This is a genomic window from Thalassolituus sp. ST750PaO-4 (assembly GCF_020320405.1).
Taxonomy (GTDB): Bacteria; Pseudomonadota; Gammaproteobacteria; order Pseudomonadales; family Oceanobacteraceae; genus Venatoribacter; species Venatoribacter alkanivorans.
The window spans coordinates 187,038-210,676 of sequence record NZ_JABVCB010000008.1 but is presented as its reverse complement, the minus strand read 5'-3'; the positions used below and the strand labels follow the sequence as shown (position 1 = coordinate 210,676).

Annotated in this window: 20 protein-coding genes; 13 read left to right on the top strand and 7 right to left on the bottom strand. The window is 54.7% G+C overall.

The features are described 5' to 3' along the window. Positions 1-48: 48 nt before the first annotated feature. The 5 genes from HUF18_RS10375 (at position 49) to HUF18_RS10355 (ending at position 6,643) form a co-directional block, all read left to right on the top strand. Positions 49-1,623 (top strand): imelysin family protein, encoded by a 1,575-nt coding sequence (locus HUF18_RS10375; RefSeq protein WP_225692144.1) that lies wholly within the window; start codon positions 49-51, stop codon positions 1,621-1,623. Between the two features lie 87 nt (positions 1,624-1,710). Next, positions 1,711-3,180, top strand: a complete 1,470-nt coding sequence (locus HUF18_RS10370) for a di-heme oxidoreductase family protein (RefSeq protein WP_225692143.1) — start codon at positions 1,711-1,713, stop codon at positions 3,178-3,180. Then, the gene (locus HUF18_RS10365) at positions 3,180-4,343 is read left to right on the top strand and encodes a DUF1513 domain-containing protein (protein WP_225692142.1); all 1,164 of its coding nucleotides are present in this window, start codon (positions 3,180-3,182) and stop codon (positions 4,341-4,343) included. Before HUF18_RS10370 ends, HUF18_RS10365 begins: the two co-directional genes overlap by 1 nt. A 15-nt stretch (positions 4,344-4,358) precedes the next feature. Then, complete coding sequence (locus tag HUF18_RS10360) at positions 4,359-5,432, top strand: imelysin family protein (RefSeq protein ID WP_225692141.1); 1,074 nt, start codon at positions 4,359-4,361, stop codon at positions 5,430-5,432. A gap of 32 nt (positions 5,433-5,464) precedes the next feature. Further along, positions 5,465-6,643, top strand: a complete 1,179-nt coding sequence (locus tag HUF18_RS10355) for a porin (RefSeq protein WP_225692140.1) — start codon at positions 5,465-5,467, stop codon at positions 6,641-6,643. 111 nt (positions 6,644-6,754) lie between these two features. Here the strand turns inward: HUF18_RS10355 and HUF18_RS10350 are convergent, their stop codons facing one another. Together HUF18_RS10350 and HUF18_RS10345 are read right to left on the bottom strand one after the other, a co-directional pair. Further along, complete coding sequence (locus HUF18_RS10350) at positions 6,755-7,720, bottom strand: magnesium transporter CorA family protein (RefSeq protein ID WP_145469830.1); 966 nt, start codon at positions 7,718-7,720, stop codon at positions 6,755-6,757. A gap of 95 nt (positions 7,721-7,815) precedes the next feature. Continuing rightward, positions 7,816-10,257 (bottom strand): DNA polymerase II, encoded by a 2,442-nt coding sequence (locus tag HUF18_RS10345; RefSeq protein WP_225692139.1) that lies wholly within the window; start codon positions 10,255-10,257, stop codon positions 7,816-7,818. Positions 10,258-10,309: 52 nt separating this feature from the next. Here HUF18_RS10345 and HUF18_RS10340 point away from each other — a divergent pair, with 52 nt between their 5' ends. Then, positions 10,310-10,654: a pentapeptide repeat-containing protein gene (locus tag HUF18_RS10340; RefSeq protein WP_225692138.1), complete on the top strand. Its 345-nt coding sequence runs from the start codon at positions 10,310-10,312 to the stop codon at positions 10,652-10,654. Between the two features lie 160 nt (positions 10,655-10,814). Then, positions 10,815-11,612 (top strand): Crp/Fnr family transcriptional regulator, encoded by a 798-nt coding sequence (locus HUF18_RS10335; RefSeq protein ID WP_225692137.1) that lies wholly within the window; start codon positions 10,815-10,817, stop codon positions 11,610-11,612. 290 nt (positions 11,613-11,902) lie between these two features. On the opposite strand, the gene HUF18_RS10330 is transcribed toward HUF18_RS10335, so the two are convergent. Continuing rightward, complete coding sequence (locus HUF18_RS10330) at positions 11,903-12,667, bottom strand: heme ABC transporter ATP-binding protein (protein ID WP_225692136.1); 765 nt, start codon at positions 12,665-12,667, stop codon at positions 11,903-11,905. Then, complete coding sequence (locus HUF18_RS10325) at positions 12,661-13,656, bottom strand: FecCD family ABC transporter permease (protein WP_225692135.1); 996 nt, start codon at positions 13,654-13,656, stop codon at positions 12,661-12,663. The genes HUF18_RS10330 and HUF18_RS10325 overlap by 7 nt, the downstream gene beginning before the upstream one ends. Before the next feature lie 32 nt (positions 13,657-13,688). On the opposite strand from HUF18_RS10325, the gene HUF18_RS10320 reads away from it, so the two are divergent. Beyond that, on the top strand, positions 13,689-14,006 hold the full coding sequence (locus tag HUF18_RS10320) for a Rieske (2Fe-2S) protein (RefSeq protein WP_225692134.1): 318 nt from the start codon (positions 13,689-13,691) through the stop codon (positions 14,004-14,006). A gap of 15 nt (positions 14,007-14,021) precedes the next feature. On the opposite strand, the gene HUF18_RS10315 is transcribed toward HUF18_RS10320, so the two are convergent. From HUF18_RS10315 to HUF18_RS10305, 3 genes are read right to left on the bottom strand one after another with little or no spacing between them, the layout of a single operon-like run. Continuing rightward, the gene (locus tag HUF18_RS10315; RefSeq protein ID WP_145469837.1) at positions 14,022-14,222 is read right to left on the bottom strand and encodes a hypothetical protein; all 201 of its coding nucleotides are present in this window, start codon (positions 14,220-14,222) and stop codon (positions 14,022-14,024) included. A gap of 45 nt (positions 14,223-14,267) precedes the next feature. Further along, positions 14,268-15,038 (bottom strand): DNA/RNA nuclease SfsA, encoded by a 771-nt coding sequence (sfsA, locus tag HUF18_RS10310; protein ID WP_225692133.1) that lies wholly within the window; start codon positions 15,036-15,038, stop codon positions 14,268-14,270. After that, positions 15,038-16,246, bottom strand: a complete 1,209-nt coding sequence (locus HUF18_RS10305) for a pyridoxal phosphate-dependent aminotransferase (RefSeq protein WP_225692132.1) — start codon at positions 16,244-16,246, stop codon at positions 15,038-15,040. The genes sfsA and HUF18_RS10305 overlap by 1 nt, the downstream gene beginning before the upstream one ends. 254 nt (positions 16,247-16,500) lie before the next feature. Between HUF18_RS10305 and dksA the strand changes: the two genes are divergently transcribed. The 5 genes from dksA (at position 16,501) to HUF18_RS10280 (ending at position 22,464) form a co-directional block, all read left to right on the top strand. Next, positions 16,501-16,935: an RNA polymerase-binding protein DksA gene (gene dksA / locus HUF18_RS10300; RefSeq protein WP_145469840.1), complete on the top strand. Its 435-nt coding sequence runs from the start codon at positions 16,501-16,503 to the stop codon at positions 16,933-16,935. 84 nt (positions 16,936-17,019) lie between these two features. Beyond that, positions 17,020-17,928 carry a tRNA glutamyl-Q(34) synthetase GluQRS gene (gene gluQRS, locus HUF18_RS10295; protein ID WP_225692131.1) on the top strand — a complete coding sequence of 303 codons (909 nt, stop codon included), beginning with the start codon at positions 17,020-17,022 and terminating at the stop codon, positions 17,926-17,928. Positions 17,929-17,973: 45 nt separating this feature from the next. Next, complete coding sequence (locus HUF18_RS10290) at positions 17,974-18,150, top strand: hypothetical protein (RefSeq protein WP_186435975.1); 177 nt, start codon at positions 17,974-17,976, stop codon at positions 18,148-18,150. After that, the gene (locus HUF18_RS10285) at positions 18,140-21,070 is read left to right on the top strand and encodes a sensor histidine kinase (protein WP_255606068.1); all 2,931 of its coding nucleotides are present in this window, start codon (positions 18,140-18,142) and stop codon (positions 21,068-21,070) included. The genes HUF18_RS10290 and HUF18_RS10285 overlap by 11 nt, the downstream gene beginning before the upstream one ends. Then, complete coding sequence (locus HUF18_RS10280) at positions 21,067-22,464, top strand: sigma-54-dependent transcriptional regulator (RefSeq protein WP_145469843.1); 1,398 nt, start codon at positions 21,067-21,069, stop codon at positions 22,462-22,464. The genes HUF18_RS10285 and HUF18_RS10280 overlap by 4 nt, the downstream gene beginning before the upstream one ends. Positions 22,465-23,639: the final 1,175 nt, after the last annotated feature.

The following is a 23,639-nucleotide window of genomic DNA, read 5'->3' as shown; positions in this document are numbered from 1 at the left end:
TCCGGCGTTTCTGCGCCACGCTCACCCTGCATTCATAAGGAATTAGTCATGCGCATTTTACCTCTCGTTACCTGTATCACCGCCGCGTCCTTACTGGCAGCCTGTGGCGGCTCCTCCAGTTCTGACTCTGACAGCACCCTGGACAACGCGCGTAAGTTACTGAACACCAACGCCGAAATCGCATACGCCATTTACAGCGACTCAGTCGATACCGCCAAGGCCCTGCAAACCGCCATTAATGATCTGCAGGTTGCCGCAAATGCTTACAAAGCAGCGACCAGCAATCTGGCGTCTGCCGCCGCTACTTCTGATATTCCTGAATTTACTGCCCTGAAAAACGCACACGAAGCAGCAAAAAAAGCCTGGCTGGTTGCCCGTGAGCCTTATGGTCAGAGTGAGGTGTACCGCTTCCGTAACAGCCCGATTGATTCAACCGATTACAGCAGCGAAGACGGCCCGGAAGGTGCAATCAATGCCTGGCCATTAGGCGAAGCACTGATCGACTACGTTGAAATCGGCGGCGACTTTGATAATGGCCAGATCGATGCTGCAACCACTCTGGAAGGCGTCGGCATCAGCACCACCGTAACCATGGAAGGTGAAGAGCGCACATTGAACGTTATCAACGCAGCACACGCCCAGTCCAACCAGCACGACAACATTATCGGTCGTCTGGAAATTGATATCGAAGCCGACGAAAACGACGATGGTCTCGCAGACATTCTTGAAGCCTCCGAAGCCGGCGATGGCCGTGACGTGATCTCCGGTTACCACGCCATTGAATTCATGCTGTGGGGTCAGGATCTGAAAAACAACGGCGACGTAACCAACGGCACCGACCGTGATGAAGCCGTAAAAACCCAGGGTGCTGCCAATCTGGCCAGTGGTGGTCAGCGCGGTTCCTATGACTTCGTTGAACCCACTTACGGTGACCGTCGTCTGGCTTTCCTGAAAGTCGTAACGGCCAAACTGGTGGCCGATCTGGAAAGCGTACAGGCAGGTTGGGCGCCAGGTGCCAGCTACCGTACCTCCTTTACCAGCGTCAGCAATGAAGCTGCCGCAAAAGGGAAAATTACCGAAATTCTGACCGGGATGGCGACCCTGTCTCAGGGCGAACTGGCTGGCGAGCGTATGCAGATTGCTTTTGCTGATAACTCTCAGGAAGACGAACACTCCTGCTTCTCAGACAATACTCACCGTGATATCTGGCTGAATGCAGAAGGCGTTTCCAACTCCTTCCATGGTCAATATGCCGGTTACGACTCCGATCTGAATGGCACAGACGATGTGACCACCCGTGCAGTCAACGGCTATGGTCTGAATGACTTCCTGACAGACGAAGGTAAGTCGGCACTGGCCAGCGAACTGAGCGCGCTGCTGGCAACAACCGAAGTTGCCTACAAATCCATTGATACCAAAGCCCGTGCCGGCGAGCCGGTCGATGTTCAGATTATGGAAGGCAACAACAACACTGACACCCCAATGGCCAACACCATTCTGGCCCTGACCGCTCAGGCGAACAAAATTGCTGAAGTGGCCACCCAGCTGGATATCAACGATCCGGTACTGGATCCGGACGGTACTGCCTGTGACACCGCCAATCCAACCTCCACCTGCGATTAATCACAGGGAATACTTCAGCGCATGAGCCGTATATTGCCTGAAGCCGTAACACACAGAAGCCAGCCGGTTTTTTCCCGGCTGGCTTCTGTGCTATTCACGGCTCTTTGCCTCACATTGCCGCTCACGGCCTGTTCACCGGACAGCGGCATCAATCCACAACTGCCCGGCGGAAATGGCAGTACCCGCTCAATCCGCTTTGCCGATCTGGAGCTCCCTCTCAGCACCCTGACTCAGGAACAGCTACCGCAGTTTCATGCGGGTAAAGCACTGGCACACCAACCCTGGGTGAAAGCGCCAACCATTACCGATGCCCGTGACGGGCTTGGCCCGCTGTATAACGCCAATACCTGCCTGGCCTGCCATATGGGTGGTGGGCGCGGCATTCTGCCAGCCTCTTCCAGCGTACCGGTGTTCAGTGCGTTATTACGCCTGAGCGTAGCCACGGACAACACCCGCAACAGCACTATGGCAACCGTCCTGCAGCAGGAAGGGGTTATCCCCCATCCGCTCTATGGTGACCAGCTGCAGGTTCAGTCCACCGCGCTCAGCCACGAATTGCGTCATAAAAAACCGGACGCAATGAACGCCGCGGATGAAACTGCCCCCGAAGCCTATCTGTACATCAACTGGCAGCCGCAATTATTCCGCTACCCCGATGGCACCCAGGTAAACCTACGCCGCCCCGAACCGGTGGTGAAATATCTGGCCTATGGTCCGCTGGGCGAGGCGACTCATGTCAGCCTGCGGATTGCTCCGGCGATTCACGGTATGGGGCTGATTGAGCAGATACCGCAGCAGGCCATTGATGCACTGGCCGACCCGGATGACCAAAACGGCGATGGTATTTCCGGCCGTGTGAACCGGGTCTGGGATGCCCGCAGTCAGTCAACACAACCCGGACGCTTCGGCCTGAAAGCCAATAAGCCAACGCTGGAAATGACGGTTGCCGGAGCCTTTGCCAACGACATCGGTATCAGTAATCCGTTATTCCCGTCGCAGCCATGCACCACCGCCCAGCAACGCTGCCAGCAACAGCTCAGCGGCAATAACGCCGATGGTTTTGAATTACCGGACGCCCTTCTCTCTCTGGTGGTCGATTTCAACCGTGCCCTGGGTGTACCGGTACGTTCTGCACAACAGGTCAGTGCAACAGACGCGGGGGCCATACTGTTCAGCGACAGCGGTTGCAGTCTGTGCCATCAGCCGTCTTTTACGACCGCCGGCGACGGACCTTTTCCGCAGTTAGCCGGGCAGAAAATCTGGCCATTTTCCGACTTTTTATTACATGATATGGGGCCGGATCTGGCCGATAACCGCAGCGATTTTCTCGCCAGCGGCCGTGAATGGCGCACCGCGCCGTTATGGGGAATGGCCTCTGTTCTGTCCATCAGTCAGCGCTTTCATAAACAAGCCGGACTACTGCACGATGGCCGTGCCACCAGCGTCGAAGAAGCCATTCTCTGGCATGGTGGCGAAGCTGAAGGTTCCCGTCAGAAATTTATTGGGTTATCTCAGACTGAGCGTAAGGCTCTGTTATCGTTTGTGGAGTCTCTTTAATGAATCACCGTTTTTTAGCGGACGCATTAATTACCCGCCGGACAACATTAAAAGCCCTCGCCGGCCTCAGTGCCGCCGCACTGGCCGGATGTGAAAAATCATCCGCAACCGCACCGGGTGAAATGTATTTATCGGCACAGGGACGGGATGATGCTCATTTCGCCCTGAGCTGGATTAATCAGCAGCACAACGCGGCTTCTGTTTTATCCGGTTTCCGCGGACACGGTGCAGCGCAGCATCCTCTTGAGCCGTGGCGCGTCGTGATGTACTCCCGTCACCCCGGTATTTATGCCATGGAAGTGGATATCCGTTCCGGGCAGATAACACACAGAATTGAAAGCCCCGAAGGCCATTGCATGCACGGCCACGGCGCGTTTTCTGCCGACGGACAGTGGATGTACAGCACAGAGTCAGATTACCGCAGCGGTGAAGGTAAAATACTGGTCAGAGACAGCCGTAACTATCAGCTGGCAGGTGAATTTTCCACCCACGGCATGGGCCCGCATCAGATGCTGATGATGCCCGATCAGCACACACTGGCAATTGCCAACGGAGGCTTGCGCACCCATCCCGATAAAAGCGGTGAAATTCTCAACCTCGACACCATGGATTCCTCGCTGGTGTATATCAATTCCGCCAGCGGTGAACTGACCGGCCAGTACCGGCTGGATGAGAAAAAAGCCAGCATCCGTCATCTCGACGTTGCACCAGATGGCACCGTTGCCATCGCCACTCAGGTTCAGCGCAGGGCGATGAGCAACGACAAACTGGTATTACTGGCCGCGCTGCACAAACCGGGCAGCGGCGCATTAATGCCACTGCATGCGCCGGACAGCCTGATGTCCAAATTCAATGATTACATGGGCAGCGTTGCCATAAGCCAACACGAACGCATCGCTGGCTTTACCAGCCCGCGTGGAAATCTCGCCGCGTTCTGGCATCTGGATTCCGGCGAGCTGGCCGGATTTCATGCTTTTCATGATGTGTGCGGCCTGACTACAGCAGAGCAAGGACGTTATTTTGTGTTATCGAACTCCGCCGGTGAAGTCCGCTACATCAACGCGTTATCCCTGCAGGAAGAACGCAACCGCCGCCAGCAATTCGCCGGCATGCACTGGGACAACCACATGTTTACCTTTAATATTCGCGACCTTAACGCCTGACACAGCAGATTGATGATGAGAAATACTATTCGCATAAGTGCAGCACTGGTATTACCACTGCTGATCAGCAGCTGCGGAGGTGACCGCAGCAATGATCCGTTAACGGTTTCTTCCGGCTCGATTCAGAAGGTCATTACCGAATTTACCGACCAGAGCCTGATACCGGTCATTCAGGATTTTAATCAACAGGCCGCAACGCTGAACACGGAGGCACAGGCCTTCTGCAGTACAAATACGGATTCAGCTACGTTAACAGCCCTGCAAACCCAGTGGCAGGTCACCACCGCTGCTTGGTACAAAGTGCTGCCATTTAAATTCGGCCCGATGGACGACAATCTGCTCGATCCACGCTATCGCTATATTGATTATTTCCGCGAACGCGGCCGTGATCGCAGCGATGCGGTGCGCACCAAAATCTCTGCATTTATTGCTGGCAGCAGCGAATTTTCAGCCGAATTTTCTCTGGCCTATGAAGTCGGTCTGATGCCACTGGAACTGGCGTTATTTGAAAACAATGCCACACAAAGCACTGCTAATAACGATATTCTCAGTGAATATACAGCCAACAACCGCAAGTGCACGGTACTGACCGGGCTGACCTCCCGTCTGGCGGCTGATGCCAATTATCTGCTGCAGGGCTGGCAGAACAGCTATCTGAGCAGCGATACATCCTACCGCGACCTGTTTACCGGCAATCAATTAAGCGACGGCAGTCAGGCCATCGATACGTTGCTGGTTTCTGTGCAGGAATATCTGGATTATCTGCCCAAGCGGGATGTGATCAGTGCCGCTTCGCTGATCGCTGACAATGGCTGGGACAATGCCCGCAGCAGCATCGATATGATCACCCAGATGCTGCAGGGCAAAGACAATACTGAGCTCAGTATTTTCGGCCTGATGAATGCTTCCGGGTACGACGTTGCCGCCAACAACATAAAAGGGACATTAATTCAGGCCAGGTTGCATCTTAACCAACAGGATGCCGTTTCCTTTTACGCGGATTCAGCCACTCTGGATGGATATTTTAAACGCGATATTCCCGATGCGCTGAAAATTCAGCTGGGCATCAACTTTACCGACGGCGATTAATTATTAAATTATTTTATAAGGGCAGATAGTCAATGAAAGCCAACCTGAAAAAACACGCCGCCCTGTTAGCCGGTGCGGTATTACTGGCCAATACACAACTGGCTCAGGCTGATGATCAGCAAACCATTATCGAGCTGCAGAAACGTATCGAACAGCTTGAGCAAAGTATGAACGAACGCCTGAATGCGATGGCCGACAGCATGGACAGCGCCCAACAATCGTCCGGCGCGGCTAAAAAAGTGCATATCGGCGGTTATGGCGAAATGCATTACAACCATCTGGATGCCGATGGTACCGATACCCGCCAGATTGATTTACACCGTATGGTGCTGTTTTTTGGCTACGACTTCAGCGACCGCGCACGCTTTGTGTCTGAATTTGAAGTCGAGCACACACTGGTCAGCGATGGCGCCCGTGGCGCGGTAGAAATTGAACAGGCCTACGTTGAACTCGACCTGATGAGCAATATGCAGTTCCGCAGCGGTGTTATGCTGATGCCGGTGGGTATGATTAACGAAACCCACGAACCACCAACCTTTTACGGTGTTGAGCGTCCGGTTATTGAAACCACCATTATTCCGACCACCTGGTATTCCGCCGGTATCAGCCTGACCCATCAGCTGGATAATGGCATCAGTTACGACCTGATGATTTCCGAAGGTCTGAAAACCGACGACCCGACCTACAACAGCGACGCCGATCCGTTTGATCTGAAATCCGGCAAACAAAAAGCATCTTTTGCCGATGCCTTCGATCTGGCCGTGACCGGACGCGTTGTTTATCGCGGCAGTGCCGGTCTGGAACTGGCGGCTTACGCGCAGTATCAGCCGGATCTGGATCAGAGTGCAGAAATCTCTTATGCCGACGATGCGACACTGGTTGGCACCCATGTGATTTATCAACTGGGTGATATCACCACCAAAGCGCTTTACGCACGCTGGGATTTAGGTGGCGATGCCGCTGACGCTGCCGGTAAAGCCGTACAGGATGGTGGTTACGTTGAAGTGAATTACCGCCTGAACGAACAATGGGGATTTTTTGCCCGCCAGAGCGCCTGGTCACAGAAAGATGATATGAACGCCAGCCAGAGCGATGCCGGTGTTAATTATTATCCGGTTGAAGGCATTGTGTTCAAAGCCGATATCCAGCAACAGAATGAAGACGCCGGTAACGCCGATGGCTTTAATCTGGGGATGGGTTATATGTTCTGATCGGGACTTCTATTTAAAGAGAGTTCTGAGACTTGTCATAAAAAAATGCCGGTGCGGTTTTCCGCCCCGGCATTTTTTATGCCTGCCTGTTGCTGTGACGTGAAACCGGGCTCAGAGCCAGCGCATACGCCGGAACAGCCAGAGTAATCCAACCGCCAGAAATCCCATAAAACCCAGCAGGATAAAATAGCCATCCTGAAATTTAAGCTCAGGAATATATTCAAAGTTCATACCGTAAAGCCCGGCGAGAAAACTCAGTGGTACAAAGATCGCGGTAATTACCGTCAGTACGCGCATGGTACTATTCAGCTGATGCGAGGTAATGGAAATATAACCATCCACCAGATCACCGCAAAGATCATAAAACATCTGAGTCAGACTGTGCAGGCGCTCAAAACGATCGTGCAGATCGTTAATCACATGGCGCATGTTTTCATCGTCCGGGAAAAAGGCATATTCCCCGGTGCGTAACTCGTCGGTGATGTTTTTATGGTAATTAAAGGTACGGCGTAACTTCACCAGCCGTGATTTGTAATTCATCAGCTCGCGCATATGCTCATCACTGCCCGCTTCTGACAACTCATCTTCGAGCTCACCCAGACGTTCTTCAAAGGCCAGAATATTATCCAGATAGATCCCGGCCGAGGTATGCATAATTTTCAATGCCAGCTGTGCCGGACTGCGCTGCAGATAAATACCGCCATTATCGGCCAGCAGACGATCAATACTCTGGGCAGCCTGAGGATGACGGGTCAGCAGAAAACGTTCACCGACAAAAAACGACAGCGACTGGCCGGTATAATTCAGGCCGGCATCAAAACCTGCAATACCACGGTAGAGAATAAAAATATGATCGGAAAACTCTTCCAGTTTCGGCGGATGACGGTCACGCAGGGCGTCTTTGATGGCCAGTGGATGACAACCAAAGGTCTGTAATATATCGCGTTCCTGTTCGGCATCGGCCTGCTGACTGTCAACCCAGATACGACTTTCAGGCTGCGCCCGCCAGGCATCAATCAGCTCGGCACCGCCACTGCTGATCTGGCCCTGTGCGTTAATTAATATTGTCCTGATCACAGGTTTCTCCTTGCCGATAGGGCGATACATAAGCGTCAGAGACAAAGGTCGGGTAAAACCACTGCTCAGTCAATGCTGTTACTGCTAATGCCTTGTCAGAACAAAGCCATCTGCTGTCCGGCCAGGGCGGTAAAATCATCGTCGATGTAATGAAAAATAGCATCCGCCGTGGGTTTCAGCTGCTTTTCCAGATAATGATGATAATCCGCCGCGGCACCTGCACTGCCATCCGGCCAGACCGGTTCCGGGCCGTTCACCGTCCAGCGATAGGTAATCCAGCCGCCACGCTCAGCAAAACGCGAAGGTAACCCTTTTAATGCCAGCCATTGCTCCAGTTTGGCCGCAGCCTGGGCATGGGGCGGAATATTTTTCTGATAAGCCGGTAACGGCCGGCGCAGACGCCGGCGATAAGTCAGCAGATGATCCAGCTTGCCGCTCAACAATCCCTGAACCTGTTCGCGCAGCCAGTCCTGATAAGGTTCCTTCAAAAAAATACGGCGGTATAATTCCGTCTGAAACTGGCGCGCCAGCGGTGTCCAGTCAGAACGGACCGCTTCCAGTCCTTTAAACACCAGTTCGCTTTCACCGCTATTATTTTTTATCAGGCCGGCATAGCGCTTTTTGCTGCCGGTTTCTTCCCCGCGGATAGAGGGCATAAAAAAGCGCCGGTAATGGGTTTCGTATTCCATTTCCAGAAAGCTGTCGATGCCAAATTCCTGCGGCAAACGTTCAGCCCACCACTGATTCAGTTCGCGTACCAGACGCTGACCAATGCTGTCCGCTTCAGCATCGCTGACACTGCGCTTGAGCCAGACAAAGACCGAATCGGTATCGCCATAAATCACATCAAAGCCCTGCTCTTCAATCCAGGCTGAGCTCTGCTGAATAATCTGATGGCCGCGCAGGGTAATGGAACTGGCCAGACGGGTATCGTAAAACCGGCAGCCATCGGAACCCAGTACGCCATAACAGGAAGCCATAATCACTTTAATAGCCTGACTCAGGGCTTTATTACCGGCTTTTTTCGCCTGTTCGCGCTTATCACCCAGTACCCGGATAAGTTCCGGCAGAATATGTTGCTCTTGATGAAACTGCGCACCAAAAAAACCGGGCACAATATCGCGGGCTTCGGTGCTTTTTTCCGCCAGGCGCAGGCCTTCAGCCAGGCCCATAGGATCAATTTTAAAGGTGCGGATAATCGACGGGTACAGACTCTTAAAATCCAGTACCAGCACATGCTCAAATAATCCGGGGCGTGAATCCATCACGTAACCACCGGGGCTTTTCTGCGCGTGGTAACCTTCGCCAATATTAGGCGCCACAAAACCTGCGCGGTGCAGACGCGGCAGATACATATTTTCAAAGGCTGCGACCGAGCCCCCCATACGGTCCATGCTGAGGCCGGTCATATGGGCACGTTCGATGGTAAAATTCAGCAGATCGGCCTTTTCAAAAATCCGCCAGACCAGTTCGCAGTCTTTCAGGTTATAAGCCGCCAGAGCGGCTTTATCATGAATAAATAAATATTCGATATCACCGCCGCGGTCATCGCTCTGCAGCAGCTTGCTGTCACCGAGAAAATACTGGGCAACATCATTCAGGGCAAAACTCTCAAACTGCCAGGTGGCATTACGCAGCAGGTCGATGCCGTCAAGCACAACCCGGCCGGCAATATGCAGAAAAATCCGGTCAGGGTTATTGGCACTGACCCGCCAGCTTAACTCGCTGCCGTCGCGGCCAATAGTGAATGGAATGTTGTGCTCGGCGCATTTGCGCCGTAAAAAATCAAAATCGAACTGAATAACGTTCCAGCCCATGATCACGTCCGGATCGTATTCGGCAATTAATTGCAGAAAACGCCGCAGCAGCGCCGCCTCATCGGCCACTAATTCAGGAGAACCGCTGTCGTCAGTAGTGGCGGCAGCATCTGAATCGCCAACCATTACCACCTGTTGCCAGTCATCGGCATAGAAGCCGATGGAAAACAGCCGGTCAGGCTCTCCGCGACGCGGAAAAGAGGTTTCTATATCCAGCGATATACAGCGGAAGGCGGGCAGTGTGGGAAACGCCGACTGCCCGGCAGGCAATGCCCGTAAACGTCCGCTCTGCTCATGTGAAAACGATCGTTGTTCATCCGCGACCAGTCTGTCTGGCAGCTGTGCTGTGCCATAAATAAAGCGTTCCATCAGATAACGGTCGGTGGGGCGGATGTCCACCTCGCGGCAAATAATGCCCTGCTCAAGTAAAACATCACGCCAGCGGTAGGTATAAGACGACGGCAGATAACAGGCACTGGCCGGTTGTGCGGCAAAACTGTGCAGCGGCACATCGGCAATGCGCACCGGCCAGTTGAGGGTACGGGCAATATCGGCGGCCCGTGCCGCATGTTCACAGTCAATAAAACACACCGCCGGCTGACGGATCTGCTGACGCACAGGTCCGCGCGCGGTATGCCACCAGAACGTCAGTACGGTGTGCAGGCCATCGTCTTGCTGCAGGTCGGTCCAGCTGCTGGTCAGCAGAAAAGCGTTGTTCATAGGGCGATCTATACTTGAAAGAACGGAGTTTACCGTAATTAAGGAATAACCTATGCCTACTCCCATCATAAGCCAGGATCCCATGTACCAGCTGCTGCGCAACGACGATGTGCAGGGCTTTAATAAAGCGCGGGATAGTGGCAAAACCTGTGACCTGCGTGGCTGTGATCTGCGCGGCCTGGATCTGCGCAATATCAACCTGAAAGGTATCGATCTTACCGACGCCTACTTCCGCGGCGCCGACCTGCGCGGCATTGATTTCCGCGGCTGCCGTATGGATGGTGTCAGCCTCGCCAATGCCAAAATCAGTGGCTGTTATTTTCCGCCCAGCATTCCTGCCGAGGAAATTCTGCTGTCGGTCAGCCACGGCACCCGGCTGCGCGATCAGGCACAATAAACGCATTGCCGCCCGGCCTCCTGCCGACAATTCAGCCAGTTATAAACCGGAGGTTGATCTGATCGTACCTTTTGCGCAAATTCCGCAGCCGCAGGTTCAAGCCCGCGGGGTTTTGCTGTACATTCCTGAGATCAATGACAGGATTGCCCGAAGAGGCAAAATGTGGGGGGATAGCATGTTTCTGGTCGGCAAACCATCAGACACCATCGAACAGTTAATTAACCGGATTTCACATCTGGTACGACTGCTGCTGGAAGGGTTTGAACTGAGTAATACGCCCATCACACTGGAGGGTGTCGACGATCTTTACGAGCATTTCGACCGCGACCAGTTTTTTCTGATTCAGGACGGCATGCTGCATCTGAGTAAAAACGGCCAGAATCTGGTCAGCTTTGACGAAGGTGACCTGATTGGCATCATCCACTCCTTTGATCTGCCTTTACCAGTACTGCGTACCGACGAATACGTTGAACTGATCCCGATTGACCGCGACCGCTTCCTGCGCCACGTCTATTCCGATAAACGCCGCCAGCATTACTGGAGCCACTTTCTGGTGTGCCAGAATGCCCTGCTGCTGAACTATCTGGCCGATACCTTCAAAACCCAGGTACGGCCAACCGCCGGCTTCCAGAATATTCAGCCCGGCGATGTCATTATTCAGCAGGGTGATCCCGCTGAGCATGTCTACACCATCATCAGCGGTGAAGCGGATGTGTTTGTTGATGGCGTCAAAGTCGGCGATATCGGCGAAGAAGAAGTCTTCGGTGCCATGGCGGTATTTACCGGCGAGCCACGCAGCGCCACCGTCATCGCCCGCACACCCTGCACCATTATGGCGGTGCCACAGCATGACTTTATTCTGCTGATCGAAGCTCAGCCTAAAGCCGCGGTGAATCTGATTGAAAACCTGGCGCGCCGCATCACACTGATGAATCAGCAGCTGATCGACAAAGAATAAGCATCACGCTCAGCGGGAAACAAAAAAGCCGTGACAGTTTTCTGCCACGGCTTTTTTGTGCCCTGCATATGCTCAGGAAATATTTTCAAATATAAATGAGAATTATTATTGACAACCCTTTTGAGAATCATTATTGTTTACTCATCGACGTCAGAGATGGCGCCGGTGTTCTACACCTCATTCTGTTGTCGGGGTGAAGATCTCTCTCATCAAGCTAATCACGGTTGCTTTGCCCCTCTCTCTTTAAGAGCCGAGGGGCGTTTTTTTATCTGCTGTCCACGCCTGCTTATTCACACCCAATGCAGGTAATCACCCTCAAGCACCGTCTCAACGCGGAAGGTGTCACTGACCTGCTCCGCCGTTAATACCTCCCGCGCCGGCCCGTCCGCTACCAGACGACCACAACAGAGCAGCAGCACACGATCGGCATAGCGCCGCGCCAGATTAAGATCATGCACCACCATCAGCACGCTCTTACCGGCGGCCGTCAGCTGGCGGATATGGCTCATACACTGCTGCTGATGGCGCAGATCGAGCGCACTCAAAGGCTCATCCAGCAGCCACAACTGACTGTCAGCCTGATTCACCTGAATCCAGCTGCGCGCCAGCTGACAACGCTGTTGTTCACCACCGGACAACAGACGTACATCGCGCCTGGCCAGATAAGCGATATCCCAGGCCCGTAAGGCGTCCTGCACCTGAGTACGCAGCGCTACCACCGAGTCGCTGTGCGCCAGACCACCCAGCTGCACCACCTCGCTCACCGACAGCGGGAAATTCATCGGACTCAGCTGTGGCACCAGGGTGACCCGTTGCGCCCAGTCACGACGCTGCCAGTTACAGGTATCCTGCTGATTAAACTGCAGCGTACCGCGATCGGGCTGCAGCATACCGGCCAGCATGTTCATCAACGTCGATTTACCCGCGCCGTTGGGGCCCACCAGCATCACCAGCTCACCGCAGGCCAGCTGAAAACCGACATCATCCACAATGGCGGCACCAGCGCGGCTTAAGCCCAGCCCGGACGCCTGAATCAGAATGTCAGGGCTCACCATGCCAACCTCTTCTTCTCGCGGATCATCAGCGCAATAAACAGCGGCGCCCCCAGCAATGTGGTGACGATACCGATTGGCAGTTCCGCCGGCGCCACAATCACCCGTGACAACATATCCGCCGCCACCAGCAAACAGCCGCCCAGCACCACCGCCAGCGGCAATACCCGCTGGTGCGCAGCACCGGTTAACAGGCGGGCGATATGCGGGCTGATCAGGCCAATAAAGCCGATCACACCACTGGCCGATACCGCCAGCGCCACACAGAGCGCAACCCAGATGACGACCTGCCACTGCAGACGACTGACCGAAACGCCCAGCGAGCGGGCCTCCACTTCGCCCAGCAGCAGCGCATCCAGACTGCGTAATCGCTTGGGCCAGAAGATCACCGCGCCCAGCAGCACCGCGCTCATCGCCCCGACCCAGCCCCAGTTGGCGCCGGATAAACTGCCCAGCGACCAGAAGGTAATCTGGCGCAGCGCATCATCGCTGGCCATATACGACAACAAACCAATCAAAGCTCCGGCAAGAACATTCACCGCTATCCCGGCCAGAATCAGAAAGCTCATGGCGTGCAGGGAATTGCCCTGCAGGCCGAGACGCAATACCAGCAGCAGTGCCACCACACCACCGGCAAAGGCGGCGATGGGCTGCGCCCAGTAAGGCAGCGCCAGACCCGCGGCCTGCAGCACCACAAACACGGCCGCCGCCACCGCCGCACCACCGGATACACCGATCAGTCCCGGATCGGCCAGCGGATTGCGCACCATGCCCTGAATCAGTACCCCGGCCCAGGCCAGCAAAGCCCCCACAAGAAAGGCCATCAGCACCCGTGGCAGACGGATCTGCCAGAGAATGGTCTGGCCAACATCGGTATACAGCAGCCAGTCCAGACTCTGGCTGCCGCTGGCCAGGCCAAGCAGAATAAAGATCAGTGGTAGCAGCAGGCATAACAGCAGGATATGCTTGCGCCGCTTCAGGGCGGTGTTCATCGCAGGAATTAACTCAGGCTGCAGGAAAGAATATGCGGGCATTGTGCCACACAGACACAATTGCGGAAGGACAGAGTAAAGGTTTTGAACTCGAAGGCCAGTCGGTCTTTGTTGTGCACAAACAGGGACAGTTCTTCGTATATCACAATCAGTGCCCACATCTGGGCATTAATCTGGAATGGTTACCGGACCAGTTTCTCGACAGCGATGGCTGCCTGATTCAGTGTGCCATGCACGGTGCGTTGTTTCTGATTGAAGATGGTCAGTGCATCGCCGGCCCCTGCCAGGGCCAGCGTTTAAGAGCCGTTGCGCACGAAATCCGCGATGGGCGGATCTGGGTCGATCTGTAACACCGCAAGCGGCCGTTACTTTTTCAGCTTATCGATACCGTCCTGCAGCACATCCTTACCGCCTTCCAGTAAGTCGGAGCCACCGTCTTTCAGGCGATCCATCAGCGCATCGGATTTAAACGGGTTGGCGAACGGATCACGGTCACGGATCAGATTGGAACCAATCCAGGCGCCCAGCAAAAGACCAATAATGAGAATAATAAGAGTGCGTTTCATCGTACTTACCTTGTTTTTGTAATCAGTTGTGCCATTGCTGCAGCATCAGCCAGCAATATCGACCGGCAAACACTGCCCCAGCTCCAGGCCGCTGGCATCCGCATAAAACTGCGCCTGATAAGCCAGTACCTCAACGCCCTGTGCCACCACCTCGGCCAGTGCCGCGGCATACGCCGGATCAATGGCCCGCGCCGGGCGTACCCGCTTAATGCCCTCGTGCGGTACGCAGAATAACAGCAGGGTACGATACCCCTGCTGACGTAACTCGGCCAGACGGCGCAGATGCTTCAGACCACGGGCGGTCACCGCATCCGGAAAACTGCCCCAGCCATCACCGGGCTGGGGCTGATCGAGCTGGGATAGAGGCTGAGGGTTATCAAGCAAAGTCACGCTCTTAACCTCAACATACACCGCGGGTTCTTGCGGCTGCTGTGGCTGCAGCAGAAAATCCAGCCGCCCGTCTTCAACTTTAGGCTCTGGCAGAATCTGATAATCCCCCGCCAGCTCAGCAATGCGCCCGGCGGCCAGTGCCTCAGCCACCAACTGGTTCGGGCGGGCGGTGTTGATACAGGCTTTATAACGCCCGGCAACTTCCACCCATTCCCAGCTGTAACGGTATTTGCGTTTGGCAGCCGCGCCGGATGGCAGAGAGTCCCACAACCATACGCGACTGCCGGGTTCGGCACAGTGTTTCATCGAGCCGGTATTGGGGCAGTGGGCGGTAATTTCCTCACCACTGTCGAGCACGATATCGGCCAGAAAACGTTTATAGCGTTTGATTAAACGCCCGCCGACCAGCGCTGAATCGTAACGCATCAGCGTACTCCGCCGGCTTGAGTGAGCCAGCTCTGCAGGCGGGCAACCGCTTCCTGCAAACGTTCAAGACGGGTGGTAAAAGCAAAGCGCACATGACTGCCGGCTTCGTGTTCACCAAAGTCGACGCCCGGCGTAATGGCCACGCCGGTTTCACGCAGCACCTGTGAACAGAAGCTCAGACTGTCGCTGGTAAAACGGCTGGCATCGGCATAAATATAAAACGCGCCGTCGGGTGCAACCGGCACGCCAAAGCCCAGTTGCGGCAGAGCTTCAAGCAGGTAATCACGGCGCTCGGCCAGTTCCGCCCGGCGCTCCTCAAGAATCGCCATCGTCTCCGGCTCAAAGGCCGCCAGCGCTGCGTATTGCGCCGGTGTTGGTGGCGCCAGAAAGAGGTTCTGCGCCAGGGTATCCAGATCCGGCACCCAGGACTCCGGCACCACCGCCCAGCCCAGACGCCAGCCGGTCATACCAAAAAATTTGGAAAAGCTGTTCAGCACCACCGCATCCTCCGCCACCGACAGCACCGTCTGCGGCGCACTGGTGTAATTCAGCCCCTGATAGATTTCATCCACCCAGAGTTCGCCCTGCTGTTCACGTACAGCCGCCGCCAGAGCACTGAGTTCATCCAGCGACAACACGGTGCCGGTCGGGTTGGCCGGTGACGCCACCAGCGTCACTTTGGTATCTGTCGACCAGTGCTGACGAATATCGGCCGCCGTCAGCTGAAACTTCTGCGCCGCACCACAGGGCAGCAGTTGCCCGCGGCCTTCAAACACCCGGGCAAAGTGACGGTTGCAGGGATAACCCGGATCGGCCAGCAACATCTTCTGCCCCGGATTCAACCGTGCCGCCGTTAACAGCAGTAAGGCGCCGGAGGCTCCCGGTGCCAGCACAATACGCTTCGGGCTGATGCTGACACCAAAACGGCTGTAGTAATAATCCGCCAGTTTCTGACGCAATTCGGGCAGGCCCAGCGCCGGGGTGTAGCCGGTTTTGCCAGCGTTCATCGCTTTGATGGCGGCATCAATCATCGGCTGTGGCGTCGGGAAGTCGGGCTCGCCGACTTCCAGATGAATAATATCTTTCCCCTGCGCCTGCAGCGCCTGAGCTTCGGCCAGAATGGCCATTACCTGAAAGGGTTTGATATCCGCACAACGGCGGGCAGACGAAGTGAAATCAGGGGTGGCCGGGGCCTGTTCGGAGGACATAACAACTCAACTATCAATAAATACAGATAAAAACGGCTAAAGAAGACAACAAAATAACCGGCCTATTGTGCCAGATGACTGACTGGCAGCAACCAAAGCCAACAAAACCCTGCGGAAATAGTTGGCGCTTGGCAGGTTATCTGATAGTTTCCCCGCCTTATCATTTGGAGCCCAGGGAAGAAAAGTGTTGTTTTCCCGGGGCGCATGGACCCGATGTCCGGTTAAACCGGTTTACCAGGTGAGGCAGTAACGCAATGCCGCAAGATAAAAAAGAATTTGCCCTGTCCGATTTCACTCCTTACGAAATTGGCAAAGATGAAGAATACATGAGTGATGCTCAGCTGGAGCACTTCGCAACTATCCTGCGCAACTGGAAACAGGAGCTGATGGAAGAAGTGGATCGCACCAAAGAGCACATGCAAACCGAACTGAATAACTACGCCGATCCTAACGATCGTGCCAGCCAGGAAGAAGAGTTCAACCTGGAACTGCGCACCCGTGACCGTGAGCGTAAGCTGATCAAAAAGATTGAGAAAACCATCGACCTGATCGGCAAAGGTGACTACGGCTACTGCAGCGCCTGTGGCGTAGAAATTGGTATTCGCCGTCTTGAAGCCCGCCCTACCGCCGATCTGTGCATCGACTGTAAGACGCTGGCTGAAATCAAAGAAAAACAGCTGGGCGTCTGATCCGGCTGAATGCGCGACCGCCAGCGGCGGTCGCGCTTTCTTTTTCCTCTGATGACTGACCCTTTCATGTCAGACACTGCCGTCATGGCCAATCTCCTTTCTTCTGTTTCTTATACCGGCCGCTTTGCGCCTTCTCCCACCGGACCATTGCACTTCGGCTCACTGCTTGCCGCGGTGGCCAGCTATGTCGATGCCCGTGCTAATAACGGCCGCTGGCTGGTACGCATCGAAGATCTCGACCCGCCACGCGAAGACCCCTCTGCCGCCAGTGCGATTCTGCATATTCTCGATGCCTACGGCCTGCACTGGGATGGCGAGGTACGCTATCAGAGCAAACGCCATGAGGCCTATCAACAGGTACTGCAGCAACTGATCAGCAACGGTCTGGCGTTTCCCTGCCAGTGTTCGCGCAAGCAACTTGGCGGCCTGCCGCATCAGGGGAATTGCCACTGCCAGGCAACAACGGATATCGCCTGGCGTTTTCTGTGCCCGGCAGGTGAGCTGTGCTTTGACGATGGTTTACAGGGCCGCTGGTGCAGCGATCTGACACAGGAGATTGGCGATTTTGTTATCAAACGCCGCGATGGTCCCTGGTCGTATCAGCTCGCGGTGGTCACCGATGATATTGATCAGGGCATTAGCCATATCGTGCGTGGTATCGATCTGATCGACTCCACCGCACGCCAGATCCTGCTCTATCACGCGCTGCAGCACCCCCTGCCGTGCTACAGCCATATACCTGTGGCGCTGGAGGCTAATGGGCAGAAGCTGAGCAAACAGAATCTGGCACAGCCGCTGACCACAGAAAATATCAGCCACACCCTGTGGCTGGCGCTGAGCTGGCTCGGCCAGCAACCCCCGCCGCAACTGCAGTCATGCTCGCCCGGCGAACTGCTGCACTGGGCAACACAACACTGGCAACCACAGGCGCTGGCCGGCCAGCGCGAGCGTCCGGCCCCCGAGGGCTTTCAGCGCGAAGCGTCTGCCGGCTGAGAACTTTGTGGTACGCTTGCCGCTTTCATTTACGACGGCCTGGTTATGTACGATTACCGCCTTGGATTGGCACTGTTGGTGGGGATTTATCTGTTTTCCCCCATCATGATGGACTGGTGGCTCGATGACCGCGGCGCCTGGTATCGCCCCTTTGCAATCTGGTTGTTACTGATCGGCTTTTATATCTGGCTGAATCATAAGCGGGGTGACGATGAGCTTTAGTCTGGGTCAGCTGGGGCTGATCGTTTTAGGCTACCTCGGCGCACTGTTTACCACCGCTTATGCGGTTGAACGCGGCTGGGTCCCGCGCCGCTGGGTGCGCCACCCGCTGGTGTATATTTTCTCGCTCGGCGTGTATGCCAGCGCCTGGGCGTTTTATGGTTCGGTGGGCATGGCCAACCAATACGGCTATGGTTTCCTGGCTTATTACCTGGGCATCTCCGGCGCCTTTGTCATGTCGCCAATCCTGCTGCGTCCCATTCTGCATATTGCCCGTATTTATCAGCTGGGATCTCTCGCCGACCTGCTCGCCTTCCGTTACCGCTCGCGTCTGGCCGGTATGCTGGTGTCAGTGTTTACCCTCGCCGTCGTGATTCCGATGCTGACGCTGCAGATCAGTGCCATCGCCGATACCCTGCATCTGCTCAACAGCGAGTGGCCGGTGACCACGCTGGCATTCGGCTTCTGTGTCACCATGATTATCTTTGCCGTACTGTTCGGCGCGCGTCATGTTTCACCGCGGGAAAAACACGAGGGGCTGGTCTTTGCCCTGGCCTTTGAATCGCTGCTCAAACTGACCGCCATTCTGGTGCTGGCCGGTGTGGCGTTATTTGGTATTTTCGATCAGGTCGGTGGTCTGGAGCAGTGGCTGATCGATAATCAGGACCGCCTGTCCAACCAGCAGATTACCCTGCAGGAAGGGCCGTGGCGCACGCTGTTGCTGGTGTTTTTTGCCGCGGCCATCGTCATGCCACACATGTTCCATGTGACCTTTACCGAAAACGTGAACAGTGATGCGCTGAAACCGGCAAGCTGGGGGTTCCCGCTGTTTCTGCTGGCCATGAGCATGGCCGTGCCGCCGATTCTGTGGGCCGGTATTTACCTGAATGTACAAACACCGGCGGAGTACTTTGCCATCGGTATCGGCCTGAAACTGGAATCGCCGTTTCTGGTCATCCTGACCTTTGTCGGCGGTCTGGCCGCCGCTTCAGGCATCATGATTGTGATAACCCTGGCCACCGCCGCCATGTTCCTCAATCATCTGGTGCTGCCTTTCCACAAGCCCAGTCCGCGCCACGATTTTTATCGCTGGCTGCTGTGGATGCGGCGCTCGCTGATCGCCGGCATTCTGCTGCTGGCTTACGGCTTCTACCGTTCCGTCGGCGCCGATCTGGATCTTAACCGCCTCGGTATTCTTGCTTTTGTCGCCGCGCTGCAGTTTTTACCCGGCGTACTGGGATTGCTGTACTGGCCCAAGTCCAACCGCAAAGGTTTTCTCGCCGGTCTGATCGCCGGTATTCTGGTATGGATCTACGGCATGCTGCTGCCGTTTTCTGAGCTGGCGCTGGGCTGGAACGTACCGCTGCCACTGGCCGCCATTGATGAAAGCAACTGGCATCTGGCCGCGCTGTCAGCCTTTGCCATCAACCTGTTGCTGTTTGTTTTGGTGAGTCTCAGCAGCAAACAGAAGGCCTCGGAAATGTCGGCTGCTGAAGCCTGTTCCATTGACACCGTCTCACGCCCCAGCCGCCGCCCTTTGATTGCCGGCAACTCCAACGATGTGATTATGTCGCTGAGCAAACCGCTTGGGCGCTACGTCGCCGAGCGCGAGGTCTATCAGGCCCTGACTGACCTCGACCTGCCTTCTTACGAAGACCGTCCCTACGCCCTGCGCCGCCTGCGCGCACGTTTAGAGGCGAATATTTCCGGCCTGATGGGACCAACTGTGGCGCACGATATCGTCAGCCGCTACCTGCCGTTTCAGGAAAATGCCGAGCTCAGCGAAGACATTTATCAGATTGAACAGCGCCTGGAAGGCTTCCATGACCGCCTCAGCGGCCTCGCCGGCGAACTGGATAACCTGCGCCGCTACCATCGGCAGACACTGGAGCGTCTGCCGATGGGGGTATGCTCACTGGCTGACGATGGTGAGATTCTGATGTGGAATCAGGCGATGACTGAGCTGACCCAGATCGATGCCGCTCAGGTCACCGGCTCACATCTCAGCCGTCTGCCACCACCGTGGAATACGCTGCTGCAGGATTTCGTTCTTAACGAACCCATGCACGAACACAAAAAGCGTGTCGATATCGGCGCCCGTCCGCGCTGGTACAGTCTGCATAAATCGGTAATCAAGCCCAGCGGCGGCCAGCCCGGCGGTATTGTCGTGCTGATGGAAGATCAGACTGAAACCCAGTTGCTGGAAGACGAGCTGATGCACAGCGAGCGTCTGGCATCCATTGGCCGTCTGGCGGCCGGTGTGGCCCACGAAATCGGCAACCCCATTACCGGTATCGACTGTCTGGCGCAGACGATCCGCTACGAAACCGACAACCCCGAACTGCTGGAAATGGCTAACCAGATTCAGGAGCAGACCAAGCGGGTTACCCGTATCGTGCAATCGCTGATGAACTTTGCCCACGCCGGCCACCACTCCACCGAACATGAACCGGTCAGCCTGGCGCATGTTATTGACGAAGCCATGCAGCTGTTGCGTTTAAGCAAACGCAGCCAGGACATTGCCTTTATTAATGAGTGTGCCGGTGACGTGATGGTGCTTGGCGATGATCAGCGCCTGGTTCAGGTATTTGTGAACCTGTTAAGCAACGCACGCGATGCCAGCGGTCCCGGTCAGGACATCCGCGTTACCGCCGATACCGACGAACATCAGGTGATATTAAGAATTATCGACCAGGGGCACGGCATTCCCGCCGATAAAGTCGACCGTATTTTTGAGCCTTTTTTCACCACCAAAGACGTCGGTAAAGGCACTGGACTGGGGTTGTCACTGGTGTATTCCATCATCGAAGAACACTACGGCCACATCGCCATTGAAAGTCCGGTCGCCGACGGCCGCGGCACTTGTGTTAAAGTCAGCCTGCCACGTTATCATCACATTGAAGAATCGGAACCCGTTGCATGAGTCACATCCTGGTTGTTGAAGACGAAGCCATTATCCGTCAGTCCGTGCGCCGCCTGTTGCAGCGCCACGACTACGAAGTCACCGATGTGGATTCCCTTGATGCCGCCAAAAATGAAGACCTGAGCCGCTACAGCCTGATCATCAGCGATCTGCGCCTGCCCGGCGGCATGGGCACCGAACTGGTCGAGCTGGCCGGAGACACTCCGGTACTGATCATGACCAGCTACGCCAGCCTGCGCTCGGCGGTTGATGCTATGAAGATGGGGGCCGTGGATTACATCGCCAAACCCTTCGACCACGACGAAATGATTCAGGCAGTACAGCGCATTCTGAAAGAATCCAGCCTCAGCCATAAGCCAACCAACACCGATCTGCGCAAAGAAGTCAGCAAAGAATATCCGGTCAGCGGCATTATCGGCAGCTGCGAGCCTATGCTGCTGCTGTTCAAAAAAATCAGCAAAGTAGCCCCCACTGACGCCACAGTCCTTATTCAGGGCGAATCCGGTACCGGTAAAGAGCTGGTCGCACGGGCACTACACAATCAAAGCCGTCGCCATAACGCGGAGATGATTTCGGTTAACTGTGCCGCCATTCCTGAAACCCTGATTGAATCGGAATTGTTCGGCCATGAAAAAGGCGCCTTTACCGGCGCCAACGCCATGCGTCAGGGTCTGGTCGAAGCTGCCGATGGCGGCACCCTGTTTCTTGATGAAATCGGTGAACTGCCACTCGAAGCTCAGGCGCGCCTGCTGCGCGTATTGCAGGAAGGTGAAATCCGCCGCGTGGGTTCAGTACAAAGCAGAAAAGTCGATGTTCGCCTGGTTGCTGCAACCCACCGCAATCTGAAAGATCTGGCCAGTCGCGGCGAGTTCCGTGAAGACCTTTACTATCGTCTGAATGTTGTTGAGCTGCATCTGCCGCCACTACGAGAGCGTGGCGACGATGTGGTCGAAATTGCCAATGCCATGCTGACCCGTGCCTGCGAGAAAATGCAGCAACCGCCGATGCATTTTACCGCCGAAGCCACCCAGGCTATCCGCCAGTACAACTGGCCGGGTAACGTGCGCGAGCTGGAAAACGCCGTCGAACGTGCAGTGATTCTTGCCGATGATGACAGCATTCAGGCTGATCTGTTGGGTATTGATCTGTCACCGGATCGTTATGTCAGCCCGGCGATGCGTGAAAATCTGCTGCAGAATGAACAATATGGGCCAGTTGATGGTCAACCCCAGCAGGGCGATCTATCTTTGGACGACTACTTTGTGCACTTTGTGCTGGAAAACGAACACAACATGACCGAGACCGACCTGGCGCGCAAGCTGGGCATCTCACGCAAAAGCCTTTGGGAGCGCCGCCAGCGTCTGGGCATTCCACGTAAGAAGAGCGGGAAATAAACACCGCTTCCGCCAGCATCACCACGATGTCATCTGTATCACAAAGTGTAACCTTCGGGTTACACCCCTCTCAAAAATCAGTCATTTACCGCCACCACTGGTAACACTTTAGTGGAACGCAATTCGGGCCAACGTTCTTAAAAATTTATAAGCTACTGATTTTAAAGGGTTTTTAAAGAAACCAATTAGTTGGCACGGCATTCGCTATATAGTGAGCAAAGCAATAAAAAATGCGCCTCATAAAATAAAAATAAAAAAACGAGCGCGACAGGCCAGACAATAAAAATAAAAACGGCCGCTGAGTTAAAAACAATAATAACAAGCCCCGACTCACTGAAAGACGATTGCTTTGCCCGCGACGCAGCCGGCAAAGCAATCATCTCTCTTATCTGCAAGACCCCAGTACTTCTGCCAACTCCCCTCTGAAACAGCTCCGGTAACAAAATTCTGTAACAGACCCGGACAATCCCGCCCGTCCTCAGCTCTCGTCAGTATTTTCAGCGCAACCAGCAATAAACCGTAAAAACCAATACTTTCCCCTGATTTAAAAAGCGTCAGCCACGACCAGAAGCGACGTCGCCCCCAATAAGGTTACACACTGTTACCCAGAAACATCTTTTGTTACCTCAGGCCTCGCTCCAAGTAACACTTTAGTCGAAGTCTCGGGTAACAAACGTCACGTAAAATACATAAAGCATTGATATTAAAGGACTTTTAAAAACTGGCACGGCAAATGCTATATAGATATCAGAACACTGAGGCGAACAATAAAAATAACAAACGTCCTGAGTGCAAAACCGGCGACTTATAAAAATAACAAAGCGCCGGGCAAAACGGTCTTCGATAACAACAACAATAAAAGACCGGTGTTATGAACACGCTGTTTTGAATGCACAGCTCTTGGCTGTGAAGAATAAGAAAAATAAAGGGCAGGAACCTGTCCATTCAAAACAGTCGGTTCGCCTGGTTGAAAAATAACAATAATAAAAAGAGAAGACTCACAAAGCCGCCAATGCGGCTTTTTGTTTATCTGCCCCCCGCAAACAGACTTCGCGGCCATTGCTGGCAGACGAGACTATTCAGAGGTTCCTTAAATTCAGGTGAACCGTTACACTCGCCTGCTTATCTGCAAGATCAGGGCCTGTTAACACTAAGTGAACAGGGCCTGCTGAGAA

Bases quoted from the DNA above. Each gene is read 5' to 3' on its own strand.
- HUF18_RS10290 (WP_186435975.1), top strand. From the start codon at position 17,974: ATGTACGATTACCGCCTTGGATTGGCACTGTTGGTGGGGATTTATCTG.
- HUF18_RS10280 (WP_145469843.1), top strand. From the start codon at position 21,067: ATGAGTCACATCCTGGTTGTTGAAGACGAAGCCATTATCCGTCAGTCC.
- HUF18_RS10305 (WP_225692132.1), bottom strand. From the start codon at position 16,246: ATGTCCTCCGAACAGGCCCCGGCCACCCCTGATTTCACTTCGTCTGCC.
- HUF18_RS10285 (WP_255606068.1), top strand. From the start codon at position 18,140: ATGAGCTTTAGTCTGGGTCAGCTGGGGCTGATCGTTTTAGGCTACCTC.
- HUF18_RS10340 (WP_225692138.1), top strand. From the start codon at position 10,310: ATGCCTACTCCCATCATAAGCCAGGATCCCATGTACCAGCTGCTGCGC.
- dksA (WP_145469840.1), top strand. From the start codon at position 16,501: ATGCCGCAAGATAAAAAAGAATTTGCCCTGTCCGATTTCACTCCTTAC.
- HUF18_RS10315 (WP_145469837.1), bottom strand. From the start codon at position 14,222: ATGAAACGCACTCTTATTATTCTCATTATTGGTCTTTTGCTGGGCGCC.
- HUF18_RS10355 (WP_225692140.1), top strand. From the start codon at position 5,465: ATGAAAGCCAACCTGAAAAAACACGCCGCCCTGTTAGCCGGTGCGGTA.
- HUF18_RS10345 (WP_225692139.1), bottom strand. From the start codon at position 10,257: ATGAACAACGCTTTTCTGCTGACCAGCAGCTGGACCGACCTGCAGCAA.
- sfsA (WP_225692133.1), bottom strand. From the start codon at position 15,038: ATGCGTTACGATTCAGCGCTGGTCGGCGGGCGTTTAATCAAACGCTAT.
- HUF18_RS10375 (WP_225692144.1), top strand. From the start codon at position 49: ATGCGCATTTTACCTCTCGTTACCTGTATCACCGCCGCGTCCTTACTG.
- HUF18_RS10330 (WP_225692136.1), bottom strand. From the start codon at position 12,667: ATGGTGAGCCCTGACATTCTGATTCAGGCGTCCGGGCTGGGCTTAAGC.
- HUF18_RS10320 (WP_225692134.1), top strand. From the start codon at position 13,689: ATGCGGGCATTGTGCCACACAGACACAATTGCGGAAGGACAGAGTAAA.
- gluQRS (WP_225692131.1), top strand. From the start codon at position 17,020: ATGGCCAATCTCCTTTCTTCTGTTTCTTATACCGGCCGCTTTGCGCCT.
- HUF18_RS10365 (WP_225692142.1), top strand. From the start codon at position 3,180: ATGAATCACCGTTTTTTAGCGGACGCATTAATTACCCGCCGGACAACA.
- HUF18_RS10360 (WP_225692141.1), top strand. From the start codon at position 4,359: ATGAGAAATACTATTCGCATAAGTGCAGCACTGGTATTACCACTGCTG.
- HUF18_RS10335 (WP_225692137.1), top strand. From the start codon at position 10,815: ATGTGGGGGGATAGCATGTTTCTGGTCGGCAAACCATCAGACACCATC.
- HUF18_RS10325 (WP_225692135.1), bottom strand. From the start codon at position 13,656: ATGAACACCGCCCTGAAGCGGCGCAAGCATATCCTGCTGTTATGCCTG.